Here is a 16,223-nt window from a genome sequence, read left to right on the forward strand (position 1 = left end):
AAAAATCCTGTTAATCACTAATTAAGTGGTGATTAACAGGATTTATTTTATACTACATGCTAATTTCACTAAAACGGGGTACAAAATTTTTAGCTATTTTTTCAATAAGAATCGATATCGTATGGCGTAATTCAAATAATACTGCGAATGATCGTTTCAATCATAAATCAGATCATTTGTAACGGTTGTTTAAAAACCGGAGCTGAAAATTGTGAATCGATTTGTTGCATTTCTTGGTTCGATAAATCAATGCCACCCACCAAAATGTTTTGTTTCATATGGTCAACATTACTGGTTTGCGGAATTGCCATGATATCCTTTGCCTGAATCGTCCATGCCAATAAAATTTGCATTGGTGTCACTTGATGGGCCTGCGCAATTTGTTGAATCGTACTATTTTTGGTCAACTTTTGGCCACGAGAATCACCCTGATCAATTGGTGCATAGGCAATTAAGGGTAACTGATGACGTCGTTGCCACGGTAGCAAGTCATATTCAATTCCCCGATTAGCCAAATTATACAAATCCTCATTGGCAAAAACTTGATCTCCCTGCGGTTGTGCATAAAGTTCTTTCAAATCAGCTGTATCAAAATTGGAAACACCCCAATAACGGATTTTACCTGCCTTTTGAAGTTCAACTAATCCGGCAACAGTCTCTGCCAGGGGTACTGGTCCACGCCAATGTAGTAAATACAAATCAAGATAGTCAGTTTTTAATCGTTTTAAACTTCGATTCAAGGCTTGTTTCATTTTGTCTTTAGTAGCATTTTGCGGGTAAAATTTACTAATCAAAAAGACTTTTGAACGATCAAAATTTTGTAGGACATCCCCCACTAACTTTTCGGCATTGCCTTCACCATACATTTCCGCTGTATCAATGACAGTAGCACCATGCTGCAGTCCATAAAGGATTGTGGCTTTTTCCTGTGTATAGGTTTGTGGACTATCACCCATATGCCAAGTGCCAATTCCAATTGCAGGTAAAGTTGTACCATTAAAATTTACTTGTTTCATCATGACTAACTCCTTTCCAACAAGTTCATTTTAGGCTCTTAATACAAACACTTTCTAACTATTAAGCTTGCCAGCTATTAAATAAGTTACTATTGGAATTCATTCACAATTTTTGAGAATTTATTCGTTATCAAACATGCTGCAATAATAAACGGAAAGAATTGAATGGGAAATAATAATAGTAGCAAGGCACCAGTTACGTATGGTTGCTTAACCACAATAGTCACGCTAGCCGCCACAACAATACTCACAATCAATCCAGGTGTATAGGAAAAGAGGCTCGCCAATGCAAACCCCGTTGCGGTACTGGAAAAAATAATCGGAAAGATTTTTCCACCTCGCCAACCAAATGCAAAACACAAATTAGTTAACAGAGCCTTACCAACCGCAATTGTCAAAATCAGCGGTAGTCCTAGCGTAGTTACTTCATGAGAAAACTTGAATACTTCATGTTCTCCCGAAAACAAGAAATAGGGAGAAATCATGCCTAAAATACCAATCAGCAATCCTGCTAACACAGCCAGTAACACCGGGCGGTTAATTTGAGCGGCAATTATTTCACTAATTTTTTCAAAAAGTTGAAATAAGTAACCAAAGGCAATTCCAACAAGTAAAGCCGGTAAAATTACCAACAATACCTTAGAATCCCAAACAACTGCAGGCATTCGAATTGCAAACACCGTTTCTTTTGGGACTATGTATCGGATCAAGGTAAATCCCGATATACCGGCAATTGTAGTAATGGCGTACAAACTAATTTTTCGACCTTTACTACTAAACTGATCACTAACAAACTTTTTCTCAAATGATTTACTAACCCCAACCAGTGGCGCATAGAATATGGCAGACATCATTGCACCAATTCCCAGATCAAGTAATTCATTTCTTCTGATCATCGTAAGTTTCATGCGGTCACCAATCCAACTGATTAATCCACCCAGAATACTTGCTAAGGCCGCTTCTGGCCCCAAGCTTGCCCCAAACGTTAGGACAATAATTGCCATAATAAAGTTTCGCGGTAAATCTCTTTTGTAGTTTATTTTATTGGCTGTCTTAAATTCTTCAATTGTTTCATCAATCGTTCTGGGATAACCGGCCAACCTTCTTTGAAAAATTCCCACTAGTCCACCACCGATCAAGCCAGCAACTAATGGATAGTAAGTCGGTGCATGTATGAAAGTAGGAATAGCCACCCAAACAAAGTTGATTAAAAAATCAACTACAGTAAGGAATAGCGCCGCAATTACACCCACCATAAATCCCATGATTAGACAGTCGATGACAAAAACCAATTTAAGTTTCATCGGGTTACCTCCTCCCAATTTTATTGTGTGTTGAAATGAACTCGAAATTTTGATTGCCATTAAAAAACTAAAATATGCCTTTTCGTTAGTTCACTTACTGACAATACGACTAAATAAAGTTAAGTTCACCGTTTTATTTAATTCGAAAATGCCAATCTTGTCAATCGTTTTTTACTGACATTCATGCTTTTTCCATTCAACACTAAATCGTTTGGAGTTCTTCCAACATCTTTGAAGTCTATTTTATGATAACGTGAACTGCCCGTTTGTTGAATACAAAGATATCTAATGTATAGCCCTATTATACAATCTAAAACATACTTTTAATTGATTTACCTGTTTTTATACCATGAACTGAAGTTGAGTAAATTAGTCTAAAAATTCTCGCTCAATGCTTGTAATCCATTGTCTTCTAGTCACGGTGTTGATAAACGAAAACCGTTAATGGCATAAAGATCAAAATAATGATTCCACCACTAATAAATACCAACGTTGCATTACTTCCCCAATTACCAGTTTTCAACATTGTCCTGATTGCACTGATGGTTAAACTAACCGGATTAATTTTAACAACGGCTTGGATATATCGAGGCAAAGTTTTTACCGGAATAAAAGCATTTGATAAAAAAGTCAGAACTAAAATAATAATCATAGATAAACTGCCAATCAATTCGGCATTCTTAGCCATGAGACCAACCAAAGCAAAAATCCAGGAAGTCGCCCATCCAATAAAAATGGCCAATAACAGAACTGCTCCTAGGGTCGGCAAGCCAACTGTTGGTCGCCATCCCATCAAAAAGGATGTGATTAAGGCCATCATCCCTGAAAGGAAGAGTCGTAAGCTATCGCCAACCAATTGGCCTGCCAATGGTGCAATTGGCGATATCGGCAAAGTTTTAAATCGATCAAAGACCCCGGCGTTAATATCTTCACGCAGCTGCTGTCCGGAACCCGAAGCAGCATTTAAAATACTTTGAATCAGAATTCCCGATACCAGCATTGGTAAGTATGCATGCACACTACCCGCAATGACGCCGCCAAACAAGTATCCAAACAGAAGTGTAAAGATCACCGGTTCAATCACAACATCACTAAGACTGTCTGGATTATGCAACGTTTTGAGCAAGTTACGGTGTGTCATCGTCAGTATATTGCTAACAATTTGATTTTTAGTTGTTACCATTTTCATAATTTTTCTCTCCTTAATTTTTACCAACAGTCATCTTCAAGAAAACTTCATCTAACGGCGGTGTTTCGACAGCAAAACTATTAATGGAAATAGCTGCGCCTTGGAGCTGACTTAGAACTCGTGAAACCTTCTGCATTTTTGTATTGTCTAGTAATACGGTCAAAGTGTGGTCGTTGACACTAACCGGTAGGGCCAAAACATCCTGAATAATTTTTCTGGCCTGTTGCTGCCCTTGCAAATTTGTGACTTCAATTCGTAGTTGCATGCCGCCAATTTGTTGTTTTAAGTCATTTGGCGTTCCCATTGCGACTAGTTTTCCGTGATCAATGAGTGCAATTCGATCAGCCAGATGATCAGCTTCTTCCAAATATTGCGTGGTTAACAAAACTGTCGATCCTTCAGCCACTAGTTTTTGAATAGCTTGCCACATCTGCATTCGGGTGCGTGGATCCAAACCGGTAGTCGGTTCATCTAAAAAAAGGATCGCGGGTTTGCCAATCAAACTGATCGCTAAATCTAAGCGACGCCGCATCCCACCGGAAAAGGTGGCCAATGTTTGATCAGCGGACTGAGTCAAATCAAAATCGGTTAATAATGCAGTGGCACGTGCTTTGGCAGCGGTACGCGTTAAGCCATTCAATTTACCGAAGATCATTAAATTTTCACGTGCAGTCAAATCTTGATCAATCGCTGCAGTTTGACCCGTTATACTAAACTGTTGCCGTGCTAAACGGCTCTGGGTCAATGTATCAAAGCCATTCAGCAAAACATTACCCGCATCTTAACGTAATAAAGTCGTCATCATTTTTAAAGTAGTGGTCTTCCCCGCCCCATTGGGTCCCAGTAAACCAAAAATCTCACCTTTTTTGATTTCAAACGACACATTTTTCACAGCAACTTTATTTCCAAATTGTTTTTTTAAATTGCTTACTTTAATAACACACTCTTGATTCATATTGCGACCTCCTTATATTTAATCAGGTGATCTGACTAAATACATAGTAAGGGTACCTGATTAAAATGTCAAGCTAAGCATCGCCGTGAATTTCAGAATGTTGTATACTTAAGAAAACACCGAATGAATGGAGTGACACAGCGTGGCAAATGAAATTAAGGCTGAATTAGCCGCTGGAAAGTTAGCTGAATACGAACAACTCAGTAAAATTTATGATGATATTGTCAAACAGGCGCGCCCTCGTTTAACCGTTGAAGGCCAGGGTAAAATTTTATTAGCGTTAACAGATGAAGATCATCTTTCTCAACGCCAGCTGGCCACCCGTTTAGGCATGTCACCCCAATCCACGAGCGAATTTGTCTACAAACTGGTTAAACGAGACTTAGTGACTTTAACCAAATCGTCAAAAGATCGTCGAGTCAACTTAGTCAATTTGACCCCCACAGGCCGACAAGAAATTGAATCTGCCGCCCAAGAGGTTCCTCCCTTTGTGCGAACTCTCTCAGATAGCGAATTAGAACAACTATCAGTGCTCATGACCAAAATCACAACAGCGATGTATGCCGATATTGATGCGGCTAATCCCACATTGGGAGTGAAGTTTCATAAATTATTTGCTAGTCGATATTTAAAACAGTTTAAAAAATAGCTATCAATTGCAGGTAGGATTTGCAATTGATAGCTTTTAGTTTAAATGATGCGTAATTAAATGTTGTCACTTCTGATGAGTTTGGTATTGGCATAGCCGTTTCATGATATTTCAAATCGAATGATCTCGTTCCAGTAAGTCACAAAAAATTTAGGAAAGTTAGACAATGAAAAGAAAAAACATAATCTCATGAAACAAGAAAATTGCTCTCCTACCAATGACGGAAAGTTATTTATAAATCAAGCCGAAACATAGTCATACTGAAAGTTGCAAATTAATTTTTCAACCTATATACTATAAATATAAGAAATTATAGTATATAAGGGATGTGATTAATAACAATGAATACCTTAACTCAACTGGAACATGATTACCCAACGTTCATTTACAAAACCGCACAAGCATACGGTTTATCCAAAGATGAAATTCATGAACTATCAACTGATGGCACCATTAAAAAGATTGATCGTGGTATCTATATTTTCCCAGATTACCTGCTCGATGAATTTAGCTTGATCAGTCAAAAATTCTCGCGCGGTATCTTCTCGTTAGTTAGTGCTTTAATCATCCATGACTTGACTGATGAAATGCCACTTCATTATGATCTGATATTCCCACAAGGATATCATCCTAACGCAGCATCACTGAAGAAGTATCATATTAAAGCCAGATATCTATCAAAAAAACGCTATTTACTTGGTATCGAAACCGCCCAAACCGAAAATGGCGGTACTGTTCAAGTTTATTCAAAGGAACGCACGTTATTAGATGTTTGGGAATCAAAACAAATTCAGCCTTACATCAAGAATGATGCGCTTAAAAAATATCTAGCAAGTTCACCCAGCACAGAAAGATTTAAAGATTTAACCAAAATAAAGAACAAATTATACCCAAACAGTACTTTATTAAAAGTCATGGAGGTCTACCTGCAATGAGTGAAGTTAATAAAATTCTACCAATGATCAGTAAACGTGCTCGTGAACTTGGCTACAATATTCAACATTTTCAGAAACTCTTTTTTCTAGAACACTTTTTAAAGCAGATTTCTGATTCTAATTATCGTCGTTACTTTGTTCTCAAAGGTGGGTTTGAAATCCAAAGCCTTGTCGGAATTGAAAACAGAATGACCCAAGATCTTGATGCAATCTATATTGGGCCAGCCTTGCAACCAGATAAATTAGCAACCGTTTTGAATGAAATCTTCGAGCAATCTACCGATTATGTCAGTTTTACAATCAAGTCGATTGAACAAAAACAACTTGATGATGATTATCCTGGAATTCGTGTCAATCTGCTGGCACAAATGGGAAAAAGTAAAATCAGTGTAAAGCTGGATATTTCAAAAGGTAATCCCTATGAGACAATTCCAATCATGCTTGATCACCAAAGTATTTTAAACGCCGATGAAAAGTTTCCAATTTACGGCATCCCCGTTGAAAAAATCTTGGCAGACAAATTATCAGCATTTCTAAATCATGGTATGTTAAACACTCGTGCTAAGGATTTGTTTGACGTTTACTCATTGTCCATTCTCTATCGAACTGACATTGATCTTGTGCTTTTAAAAAAAGAGTTTTTCAAAAGTGTAGCGTTTGATCATATTCCAAACAAAACGATCGAAAACCGCTTAACCGAAATCAGTGCTCTATCCGATTCCGAAAGTTTAAAAACTTCTTGGCAACAGTACCAGCAGCAATATGACTACGCTCAATCAATCAGTTACACAACTGCATTAGAAACACTTTTCAGTTTAATGAAAAAAATTTAGAATTAATACACAGAGAAATAAAACTAAAATCTACCTGACTTTCAAAAAAACATCGAAAAAATCCATTTTATAGATTCTTATTATCTGTGCAGTCAGAAACGACTCGAAAGCAACATGCTAAGTACACTGAAGTGCTTCAAAATTATAGTTTTAATCGACATTTAACGTGAGTATATTCTATTTTGTTCATTCGTCATCGTTTTTCATAATCTGTCGTAGTTTTTTGTAAAAATCCATCTGCTGTTTAAACAAATTATCAAAATTAACCGTGTATTTCTTATGATCAATGAAACTAATATAGCTTATTTCGTTACCTTGTATGGTTGAGGATTCTATATCATGGGCTAATGAGTTCCTAAGATTAATCCATTCTTGCTTTGGAGCCTTTTCATTGAAAAGTTGCTTAAATAGCTCATTTCGTTTATTAACACTTCCTCGAAGCCTATTATCAATTTCCTTTGACAAAATTTCCTTGCTGAACTTGCTAATTGCTGTTTCTTTTGGAATTTTAGAAACAATTGCAGACTTTAGTAAGCTTTCACTAATAATAAACGATGATAGAATTAATGATTTTTTAGTCATAGTATCAGAAGTATTACTAACTTTTAATGCTATCTCGGATATTGTTTTCTTATAGGCCCCAAATTTAAGGGGGTATTTTCTATAGTTTTCATATTCACTTTCAAGATCGCCATTCTCTAACATGTTATGCCAATACTGTAGCTTTTCTGGTAGTTCATATTCATATTCCGTCCCCGATGGAATTCCATAATAATCAAAGACAGCAGAAATAATTTCATCTGACTTACTGTCCTTACGTCTTGGAAACTGAATGACCATTTCTGAAATAATATTGCTCTGTGTTGTGATTTTCAATTTGTCTAAATCGCAGTCCTCAACAATAGATGTATTCTGAAATACTTCTTGTCTGAGAAGCTCAAAATACTCTGATAAAAACAATTCCTCGCCCCAGGGTAATTGAATGTCAAAATACGCTAGCAGATTTTCTTCTTCGTCCTGCCTAAATCTATCCCAATCAACATAATTACCAAATACAAAATCATCATTCCCAGTTTCTAACTCCGGTTCTATATCCCAATCTTCATAATTAAACTTACGCATAACATTTCCTCCCTTGTACCACACTTTTTAGCATTTAGTCAAAAAATCGTGGGAGCTTTTCAATCACTCTTAAGTGACTGAAGACTTCCACGATTCTTGGTGGGGCTTTTGGTGGAGAAACTTTCAGATTCAACAACGACTTATCCATTTTGCAAGTTCACAAATGCCGTTAAATCAACATTTCGGCTTCAATTTTTATATCTAAATTATTCCCACTCCACCGTTGCCGGGGGCTTACTCGTAATATCATACACGATACGATTGACATGATCGACTTCGTTTACAATGCGTACAGAAATCTTCTGCAACACATCCCATGGAATGCGGGCAAAATCGGCTGTCATGCCATCGACAGAATCCACAGCTCGAATACCGACTGTATAGTCATATGTTCGGCCATCACCCATGACCCCAACACTCTTAATGCCTGGTAAAACGGTAAAGTACTGCCAAATATCACGATCTAAGCCGGCTTTTTTAATTTCATCCCGTAAAATCCAGTCCGAATCACGCACAATGTTTAACTTATCCTCAGTAATTTCACCGAGCACCCGAATCCCTAAACCAGGACCTGGGAATGGTTGCCGCCAAACTAAATCAGATGGCATCCCCAGTTTTTCACCCAAGTCGCGAGCTTCATCCTTAAACAACGTTCGCAAAGGTTCAATTAAAGTAAAGTGCATGTCTTTGGGCAAGCCGCCCACGTTATGATGCGATTTAATCGTTTGCGCGGTATCCGTACCACTCTCAATCACATCTGTATACAAGGTACCTTGTGCCAAGAAATCAATGCCGTGCAGTTTTTGAGCTTCATCGTTAAACACTTGAATAAATTCGTTACCAATAATTTTACGTTTCTTTTCCGGATCGGAAACCCCAACTAATTTATCCATGAACCGTTTTTGAGCATCAACTTTAACCACGTTCAGGCCAAACTTGCCTTCCAAGCTATCCATTACTTGTTTGGCTTCACCTTTACGCAACAGTCCGTGGTCCACAAAAATACTGGTCAATTGATTGCCAATGGCTTTGTGCAGTAACACACCCACCACACTGGAATCGACACCACCAGAAAGGCCCAATAAGACCTTGCGATCGCCAACCTCTTCACGAATTTTTTTAATCTGTAAATCAATAAAATCGTTCATCGACCAGTTAGCTTTGGCTTCACAAACATCAAACGCAAAATGTTTAAGAATCTCGTTACCATACTGCGTATTGCGAACCTCCGCATGAAACTGAATGCCATAAAATTTTCGTTTAGGGTCTTCTATGGAAGCAATTGGACAATTCTTGCTAGTAGCCACAGAAGTAAAGCCTTCAGGTACTTGTTTAACAAGATCACCATGACTCATCCAAACCGTCTGATGGCTTGGTAATCCTTTAAATAAAGGCGTTTGCGCATCAGTGACATCAATGTCAGCATGCCCATACTCGCGGTTGTTAGCGGACTCGACTTTACCACCTAGGTTATAGGCCATTAATTGCATGCCATAGCAGATTCCTAAGATAGGAATGCCGAGTTGATAAATTTCGGGATCAACACGAAAAGCGTCGTCATCGTAAACACTGTTGGGACCACCGGAGAAGACGATGCCTTTGGGGTTAATTTTCCGAATTTCATCGGCGGTGATGTTGTGAGAAAGTAATTCGGAATAGACGCCAAATTCACGGATTCGGCGTGTGATGAGTTGGTTGTACTGACTGCCAAAGTCTAAAACAATGATCTTGTCGAATTGTGACAAATCTAAATTAGCCAAGTTTTCACCTCATGATTAGAGAGTGTCAAACTAAGCGCCCAGCTTCCGAGTATTTCCTAGGAAGGCAAATGATTCGGGTTAGGAATCGTTTGCTTTCCGTAGCAAAACGGAAGAAGCTGCTTAGTTTGGCACGTTTACTCTATAATTTTTTAAAGTTTAGTTATTCAACATCTAGTATCAATTCTACTGATAATAATGCTTAAAGTAAAGCCAGTTTGAAATTGATTCTCGTCAAACTGGCTTCTAAATTTCTAATATTTTCTTAAATAAACGGCATCCATTGTGTGATGTTCTACTTTATGCAAAATTAAGTTGGCTCGGGAACGAGTTGGCAAAATAAACTCGTCTAAATTGGGGAGATCAACTCGTTGCCAAACTTTTTTAGCTTCTGCAAAGGCCTTTTCTCGTGGCCATTGCGCAAATTCATAATAGTAATCATCCGGATTATGAAAGGCCGTATCTAACAAAATGCCAAAGCGTTCCAAAAACCACTTTTCAATTAATTCTGGATTAGCATCCACATAAATTGACCAATCAAAAAAGTCACTGATATAAATGGTTTGGTTGGAAGGCAGTTGCAATACGTTGATCCCTTCAACAATCAAGATATCCGGATTATCAACTATTTCAAACTGATCTGGAACAATATCGTAACTTTGATGAGAGTATAACGGCACCTGAATTTTGGCCTGACCATTCTTAACTGAACCCATAAAGTCCAACAAACTCGCCATATCATAGCTTTCGGGAAATCCTTTGCGATTCAAAATTTGTCGTTTTTTCAGTTCAGCATTGGGATATAAAAAACCATCCGTTGTGATTAACTGTGAGTGTAATTCAGGAAAAAAATTGGTCAACAGTACTTGAAGCAAACGCGCCGTGGTGCTCTTTCCAACCGCTACACTTCCAGAAATACCAATCACAAACGGGACCCGTTTTTCTGGTAATTGTAAAAAATCAGTTTTGGTAGCTTGCCAATCTTGAAAACTCCGAAATTTTTTTATCAACAAGTGTACCAACGGGACATAAATATCTTGGACATCCTGTAAAGAGATGCGGTCATTCAACGCTTTAATTGCTTTTAATTGTTGGTCAGATAATGGCAGCTTTGCTTCAGGTGCCAATTTTTTCCAATCGTCTTTTAGAAATCGATAGTAACTTTGGTCTTCTTCTACCATTTTTATTTCCTCAATAAACTTTTAGTCGTTTGCATATAATTTGGTATTTACACGGTCTAACAAACGCGATTGTTTTCCTGTTGCCACAATGGTCAACCGGTGCATCGCTCGTGAACAAATGGTATAAAGAAGTTGACGCTCGTCTTCATCATGATATGTCTTATCAGAAGCATCCCAAACAATTACCGCATCAAATTCAAGTCCCTTTGCTAAGAACGAAGGCACAACGACAATTCCTTGTGCCAAACGCTGATTTTCGGTATGAATCAACGTTACTCTTTCCCCGGCTGCGCGCAACGCATTAGTAATTTCCTCACAGGCAGCAACTGATTTGCCGATAATCGCGGTGGTTTCACCATCTTGATCATTTTTAGTCAGCTGTTGTTGGACGCGTTTTACTGCTGCATCAAGATCTTTTCTGACACTAATCGTTGGCAACTCACCTTCACGCTGGAAGGCCTCAATTGCTTCTCCATTGACTAAAATTTCTTTGGTAAAGTCTGTGATCTGTTGCGTAGAACGATAAGATTTCTCCAGTTGGATCACACGCGTTTTCTCTTTATCAAACATAGTTGATAGTTCTGCCAGTAACGTGGTCGTACTTTCATTACTATAAATAGACTGATTTAAATCACCCAATAATGTGAATTTTGCGCGTGGATAATTAAATTTCAGATAGGCTAGCTGAAAGGCCGTGTAATCCTGAATTTCATCAATAAATACGTAGCGCATATCACGTTCGCCTTTTTTACCTACAATCAAATCATACAAGTAAAGATAGGCCGAGGTGTTATTTAATGAAATGGCATGATTCTTCAAGCCCTCCACCGTTTCATTTACATAGGTACGCCAATCAGATTCCGTTAAGCCAAATTTTTCTAAATTTACTAAATGCGGCACACTTCGTAAAAAGTGAACGTACTGCGCATTAATATTGAGAAAACGATTATGCACAATCGCGTTACGAACCGGCTGCAAAGCTTGAATAACTAGTTTACGTGCTAAGAATTTGAATTCTTTATCACTGTCATCAAACTCACGCGGTTCCCCACCGTATAACTTCTCAAGATCTTCATGATTCAAAGATTGAACGGCTTGTTCAGCCCATTTAGAACGGACTTCGCCACCAATACGGTGATTCAAAGATTTCAATAACGTTTCCTTAGTCGCATCCAAACGATTTCCTAAATGATAATTTTCATTAAAACTATAGTAAATATCGTTTAGTCGTGCTTGATCAGCAAATGGTTTTTCTCTAAACATCAGGTTGCGGAATTTCATATCCGCTGATTCTAAATGCTTAGCGTATTTAGTTACTGCATTGAAGTAAACTAAACTATTTTCCAACCGGCGGATCTTTTTAGAAACTGGATCAGTGCGGCTTTCAAATCGCTGCTGAAGGGTTTCAACTTCCATGTTAGGAATGCGTCGTTTGGTGAATTGATAATAAGTCATTTGAACCATATTATGTTCCCCAAGTTCAGGTAACACCTGATCCACATAATCATTAAAGATTTGGTTTGGTGAAAACATAATCACTTGACTAGCCGTTAAATTGCCGCGATAGCGATACAACAGGTAAGCTACTCGTTGCAAAATAGCCGCTGTTTTACCTGAACCAGCAGCACCTTGCACAAACAGTAAGTCCGAATGTGTATCTCGGATAATTTGATTTTGTTCCTTTTGAATCGTAGAAACGATACTCTTCATTTTGGTATCAGAAGAATTGCCCAGTGCTTGCAACAACATTTGATCACCAATCGTTTCATCGGTATCAAAAATTGTGACAATTTTACTATTTTCAATCGTGAATTGTCGTTTTAATTTAACGTTTACTTCCTGAGTGCCATCAGGCGTTTCATAGGATACATTTCCCAACTTACCATCATAGTAAACACTTGAAATTGGTGCTCGCCAATCATAAATCAAGAAATGTTCTGGTGTATCCGAAAATGAGCCAAGGCCAATGTAAATGGTCTCGTCATTTTTTTCACCTTCTTCATGAAAATCGATGCGCGCAAAATAAGGTCGTTTTTCAAGGCGTTTCAAAACGTCCAACTGTTGGCTCGCATGACGCCAACTATTTTGCCGTTCTGACAACAGTTGTTGTTGTTGCCGCACCGAAATTGCCGTATCCATCATGCCAGAATATGTGCTGGTGTTCATGCGAACTTCATTACTAAAATTTTTATCAATCGCTTTGGAGTCAGTCTCCGCTGTTTTCACATCTTTAGTGGCCTTTTGAATTGCCTCTTGAATCTTGGTAATTACTTCATTTAAATGGGTCTGTTCGTACTTTTGTATTGAATCAGTCATGAAAACCCTCCAAATAATTGACATTTAAGACACTGAATCATTCAGTTGCTCTCCTAGTAAATCGAAAGTTTTTTGCTTTAAACTTTCACGCTAAAACTAAACAATTAAATTACTTCAAGGTAGTTATGCATTACCTATAATTTAAGTAAATATCTTACCACTTTTCGCCCATTAACTCAAAGATAATCATTGTTTTTCGCTTATAACTTGTGCTATCCTGGTCAAATATTTATGATGGTTCCGGGAGGAAAAATACTATGAATCAAGTTTCGTTATTAATTATGCTTTTTGCAGCTTTAATCACGCCCATGTTAATGGCACGATTTAAAATCACCTTTTTGCCAACCGCCGTGGTTGAAATTATTCTCGGTATCGTTTTAGGGCCCAGTTTATTGGGTTTAGTTCACACAACTAATATCTTAAAACAACTATCTGATATTGGTGTCATCATTCTTTTGTTTCTTAGTGGAATGGAAATTGACTTTGATCTGTTTAAAAAACCACAGGGTACGCCTTCACCATTAGCACAGAAAAACGCCGTTCAAAATTCAAAATGGTCGCCAGTCATTCTTGCCTGTCTGGCGTATTCAACAATTATCGTCATCTCACTAGTCTTAGCGGGTCTTTTTAAATGGGCAAATCTTTTCTCTGATTTCTGGTTGGCAGCCATTCTGTTTGCAACTATCTCACTAGGAATTGTCATCGCAACCTTAAAAGAAAACGAGTTATTAAGTAAAGCCTTTGGACAAACTGTCCTCCTAATCGCTGTGCTTGGTGAAGTTGTACCAATGCTCGGTCTAACTTTTTATGCTTCCGTTTTTGGTAGCAGTAGTAAGAGTCTTTGGTTATTGCTTCTTATAATTGTTGCCGCCATTTTTCTCCTGCGTCGTTTTAAATTTTTCTTTAACTTTTTCGAACAGATCAATAAATCGACAACCCAACTTGATATTCGCTTAGCATTCTTTTTAATTGTCGCTATGGTCACTGTTGCTTCCTCAGTGGGTGCCGAAAATATTCTTGGGGCATTTATTGCCGGAATTATTCTCAAACTCCTGCGTCCTAGCGAAAGTACAAAGGATAAACTGGATTCCATTGGTTACGGTTTTTTCATTCCGATCTTTTTCATGATGAGTGGTATCGGCCTAAACCTGCGTACCTTACTAAGTGATCCACAAGCCTTGACTTTGATTCCGTTATTTTTCTTAGCCTATGTCATTGCTAAATTGGCCATTTATCCGGTTTTAAGCCTGCGTTTTAAAAGTGCCAACGCCATTGCGGGGACTAGTTTATCAGCCGCTACAATTACAATGGTTGTTGCAATTTTGCAGGTTGCCAAAAATATGCATGTGATCAATGCCCATCAATCTGGTGCCTTTTTATTAGCGGCCATTTTAACCTGTGTCTTTTCACCTTTGATTTTTAGCAAAGCCTATCGTCCGGAAGCTGAAGATTTAAAGAAACAGACTGTTCACTTCATTGGAGCCAATATTTTCACCGTACCCGTTGCCCAGCAACTGACACAGGGATGGTATGACATTCAAATGTACACAGATAATGAAAAAAACTATCGCACCTACAATAGCGAAATTCAAATTCATCTTTTAGAAAACTTAAACGCCGAAGAAATGATCAAACAGGGTATTTTTGACACTGATATTTTGGTGGTTGGTCATTTTCGTGCCCAAGAGAACTACCTATTAGCCAAGGCAGCTAAGGCTTATGGCGTTGAACGCGTGATTGTCCGTTTTGAAGATCGTAATATTTTAAATAAGCATGAAAAAGAATTACATGATTTGGGCATTGAAATTTATAATACGCCTGAGGTCAACATTGCGATGCTGCGCGGATTAATTGAAACCCCTTCAACTATGCTTCTTTTAAATGATACAACTAACACCATTTTTGAAGTTCAGGTTCATAATCGAAAGTACACAGGTCTTGAAATTAAGAATCTGCCTTTTATTGATAAAATCACAATTAGCCAAATTTTTCGAAATCATCGTCTTATTCGTCCGGTGGGGACCACCCAATTAGAATTAAATGATCGCCTCATTTTTACTGGTAGCAAAAATGATATCGAAGAAATTCGGCATGAACTTGGAAAAATGAATTAAATTTAGATTATAAAACTGACAGTTAAAAGCGCAAAAATTAAATAATTTTCCTTCAAACGATATCTTTTAAAAATGGTATCGTTTTCTTTTTGAATTAACCCAATTGAATTGAAAAAATGTTATAAATGCACTCATAGCCTATGATACAATAGCTTCTGGACATTTAGATGAGAGGAGGTCATCTTTTGAAAACAATTGAAGTCTATTTTGTACGTCACGGACAAACCTTCTTCAACCGTTACAATCGCATGCAAGGTTGGTCAGACTCACCATTGACGGAAAAAGGTTGGCAGGATGCTAAAACTGCGGGTCAAAAACTAGCAAATATTGCCTTTAATGCTGCCTATTCCAGTGACACCACACGTGCATTTAATACCGCTAATACAATTGCGCATAGTAATAAGTCTCCTGGACTGAAGGTGCAGCAATTAGCAGAATTTCGGGAAGAATTTTATGGTTACTTTGAAGGTGCAGATTCAGCACAAACCTGGTTTCAAGTTTTACAACCGGTTAGTCAAGTCCGTACTTTTCATGATTTTTTAATGCACCATAATATCAGCGAATCTAAAAATGCCGTTAAGTTGGCTGATCCGTTTCATGATGCCGAAGATCACATTGATTTTTGGAAACGTTTGGACAAAGGATTTCAATATCTAATTGATCACAGCCATGATCACGACAAAATTTTAGTCGTTTCACACGGCACGACCATTCGCAGCATTGTTGGACGTTACGCACCGGACATGGATATTACCACTAGTCCTAGTAATGGTAGCGTCACAAAAATAACCATTCGTGATTCTCAAATTTCTGTTGATTATTTCAATAACAACGATTCCACAATTAAATAAT

The 16,223-nt window shown here is 37.9% G+C and carries 12 protein-coding genes and 1 pseudogene; 5 read left to right on the top strand and 8 right to left on the bottom strand.

The window, feature by feature from the left end:
* Positions 1-167 precede the first annotated feature (167 nt).
* The 4 genes and pseudogenes from IV87_RS01215 to IV87_RS01230 form a co-directional block, all read right to left on the bottom strand.
* On the bottom strand, positions 168-1,016 hold the full coding sequence (locus IV87_RS01215; protein WP_057805085.1) for an aldo/keto reductase: 849 nt from the start codon (positions 1,014-1,016) through the stop codon (positions 168-170).
* Positions 1,017-1,105: 89 nt separating this feature from the next.
* Positions 1,106-2,320 (bottom strand): chloride channel protein, encoded by a 1,215-nt coding sequence (locus tag IV87_RS01220; RefSeq protein WP_057805086.1) that lies wholly within the window; start codon positions 2,318-2,320, stop codon positions 1,106-1,108.
* Between the two features lie 412 nt (positions 2,321-2,732).
* Entirely contained in the window at positions 2,733-3,509 is a 777-nt protein-coding gene (locus IV87_RS01225) for an ABC transporter permease (RefSeq protein WP_057805087.1), read from the bottom strand.
* 13 nt (positions 3,510-3,522) lie between these two features.
* Positions 3,523-4,464: pseudogene (locus IV87_RS01230) on the bottom strand (ATP-binding cassette domain-containing protein).
* A 142-nt stretch (positions 4,465-4,606) separates the two neighbouring features.
* On the opposite strand from IV87_RS01230, the gene IV87_RS01235 reads away from it, so the two are divergent.
* From IV87_RS01235 to IV87_RS01245, 3 genes are all read left to right on the top strand, one after another.
* Positions 4,607-5,113: a MarR family winged helix-turn-helix transcriptional regulator gene (locus IV87_RS01235; protein ID WP_057805088.1), complete on the top strand. Its 507-nt coding sequence runs from the start codon at positions 4,607-4,609 to the stop codon at positions 5,111-5,113.
* Between the two features lie 341 nt (positions 5,114-5,454).
* Positions 5,455-6,048, top strand: a complete 594-nt coding sequence (locus tag IV87_RS01240) for a type IV toxin-antitoxin system AbiEi family antitoxin domain-containing protein (RefSeq protein WP_057805089.1) — start codon at positions 5,455-5,457, stop codon at positions 6,046-6,048.
* On the top strand, positions 6,045-6,881 hold the full coding sequence (locus IV87_RS01245; protein ID WP_057805090.1) for a nucleotidyl transferase AbiEii/AbiGii toxin family protein: 837 nt from the start codon (positions 6,045-6,047) through the stop codon (positions 6,879-6,881). Before IV87_RS01240 ends, IV87_RS01245 begins: the two co-directional genes overlap by 4 nt.
* A gap of 186 nt (positions 6,882-7,067) precedes the next feature.
* Here IV87_RS01245 and IV87_RS01250 read toward each other — a convergent pair whose 3' ends face one another.
* From IV87_RS01250 to helD, 4 genes are all read right to left on the bottom strand, one after another.
* Positions 7,068-8,003 carry a hypothetical protein gene (locus tag IV87_RS01250; RefSeq protein WP_057805091.1) on the bottom strand — a complete coding sequence of 312 codons (936 nt, stop codon included), beginning with the start codon at positions 8,001-8,003 and terminating at the stop codon, positions 7,068-7,070.
* Between the two features lie 206 nt (positions 8,004-8,209).
* Positions 8,210-9,763, bottom strand: coding sequence for a glutamine-hydrolyzing GMP synthase (gene guaA / locus IV87_RS01255; RefSeq protein ID WP_057805092.1), 1,554 nt, complete (start codon positions 9,761-9,763; stop codon positions 8,210-8,212).
* A 251-nt stretch (positions 9,764-10,014) separates the two neighbouring features.
* Entirely contained in the window at positions 10,015-10,941 is a 927-nt protein-coding gene (gene coaA / locus IV87_RS01260; RefSeq protein WP_057805093.1) for a type I pantothenate kinase, read from the bottom strand.
* 21 nt (positions 10,942-10,962) lie between these two features.
* A complete protein-coding gene (helD, locus tag IV87_RS01265; RefSeq protein WP_057805094.1) occupies positions 10,963-13,257 on the bottom strand; it encodes an RNA polymerase recycling motor HelD in 2,295 nt (764 codons plus the stop codon).
* 257 nt (positions 13,258-13,514) lie between these two features.
* Between helD and IV87_RS01270 the strand changes: the two genes are divergently transcribed.
* Complete coding sequence (locus tag IV87_RS01270; protein ID WP_057805095.1) at positions 13,515-15,371, top strand: cation:proton antiporter family protein; 1,857 nt, start codon at positions 13,515-13,517, stop codon at positions 15,369-15,371.
* A gap of 185 nt (positions 15,372-15,556) precedes the next feature.
* A complete protein-coding gene (locus IV87_RS01275) occupies positions 15,557-16,222 on the top strand; it encodes a histidine phosphatase family protein (protein ID WP_057805096.1) in 666 nt (221 codons plus the stop codon).
* The last annotated feature ends 1 nt before the right edge of the window (position 16,223 follow it).

This window comes from Pediococcus ethanolidurans (assembly GCF_001437405.1).
Taxonomy (GTDB): Bacteria; Bacillota; Bacilli; order Lactobacillales; family Lactobacillaceae; genus Pediococcus; species Pediococcus ethanolidurans.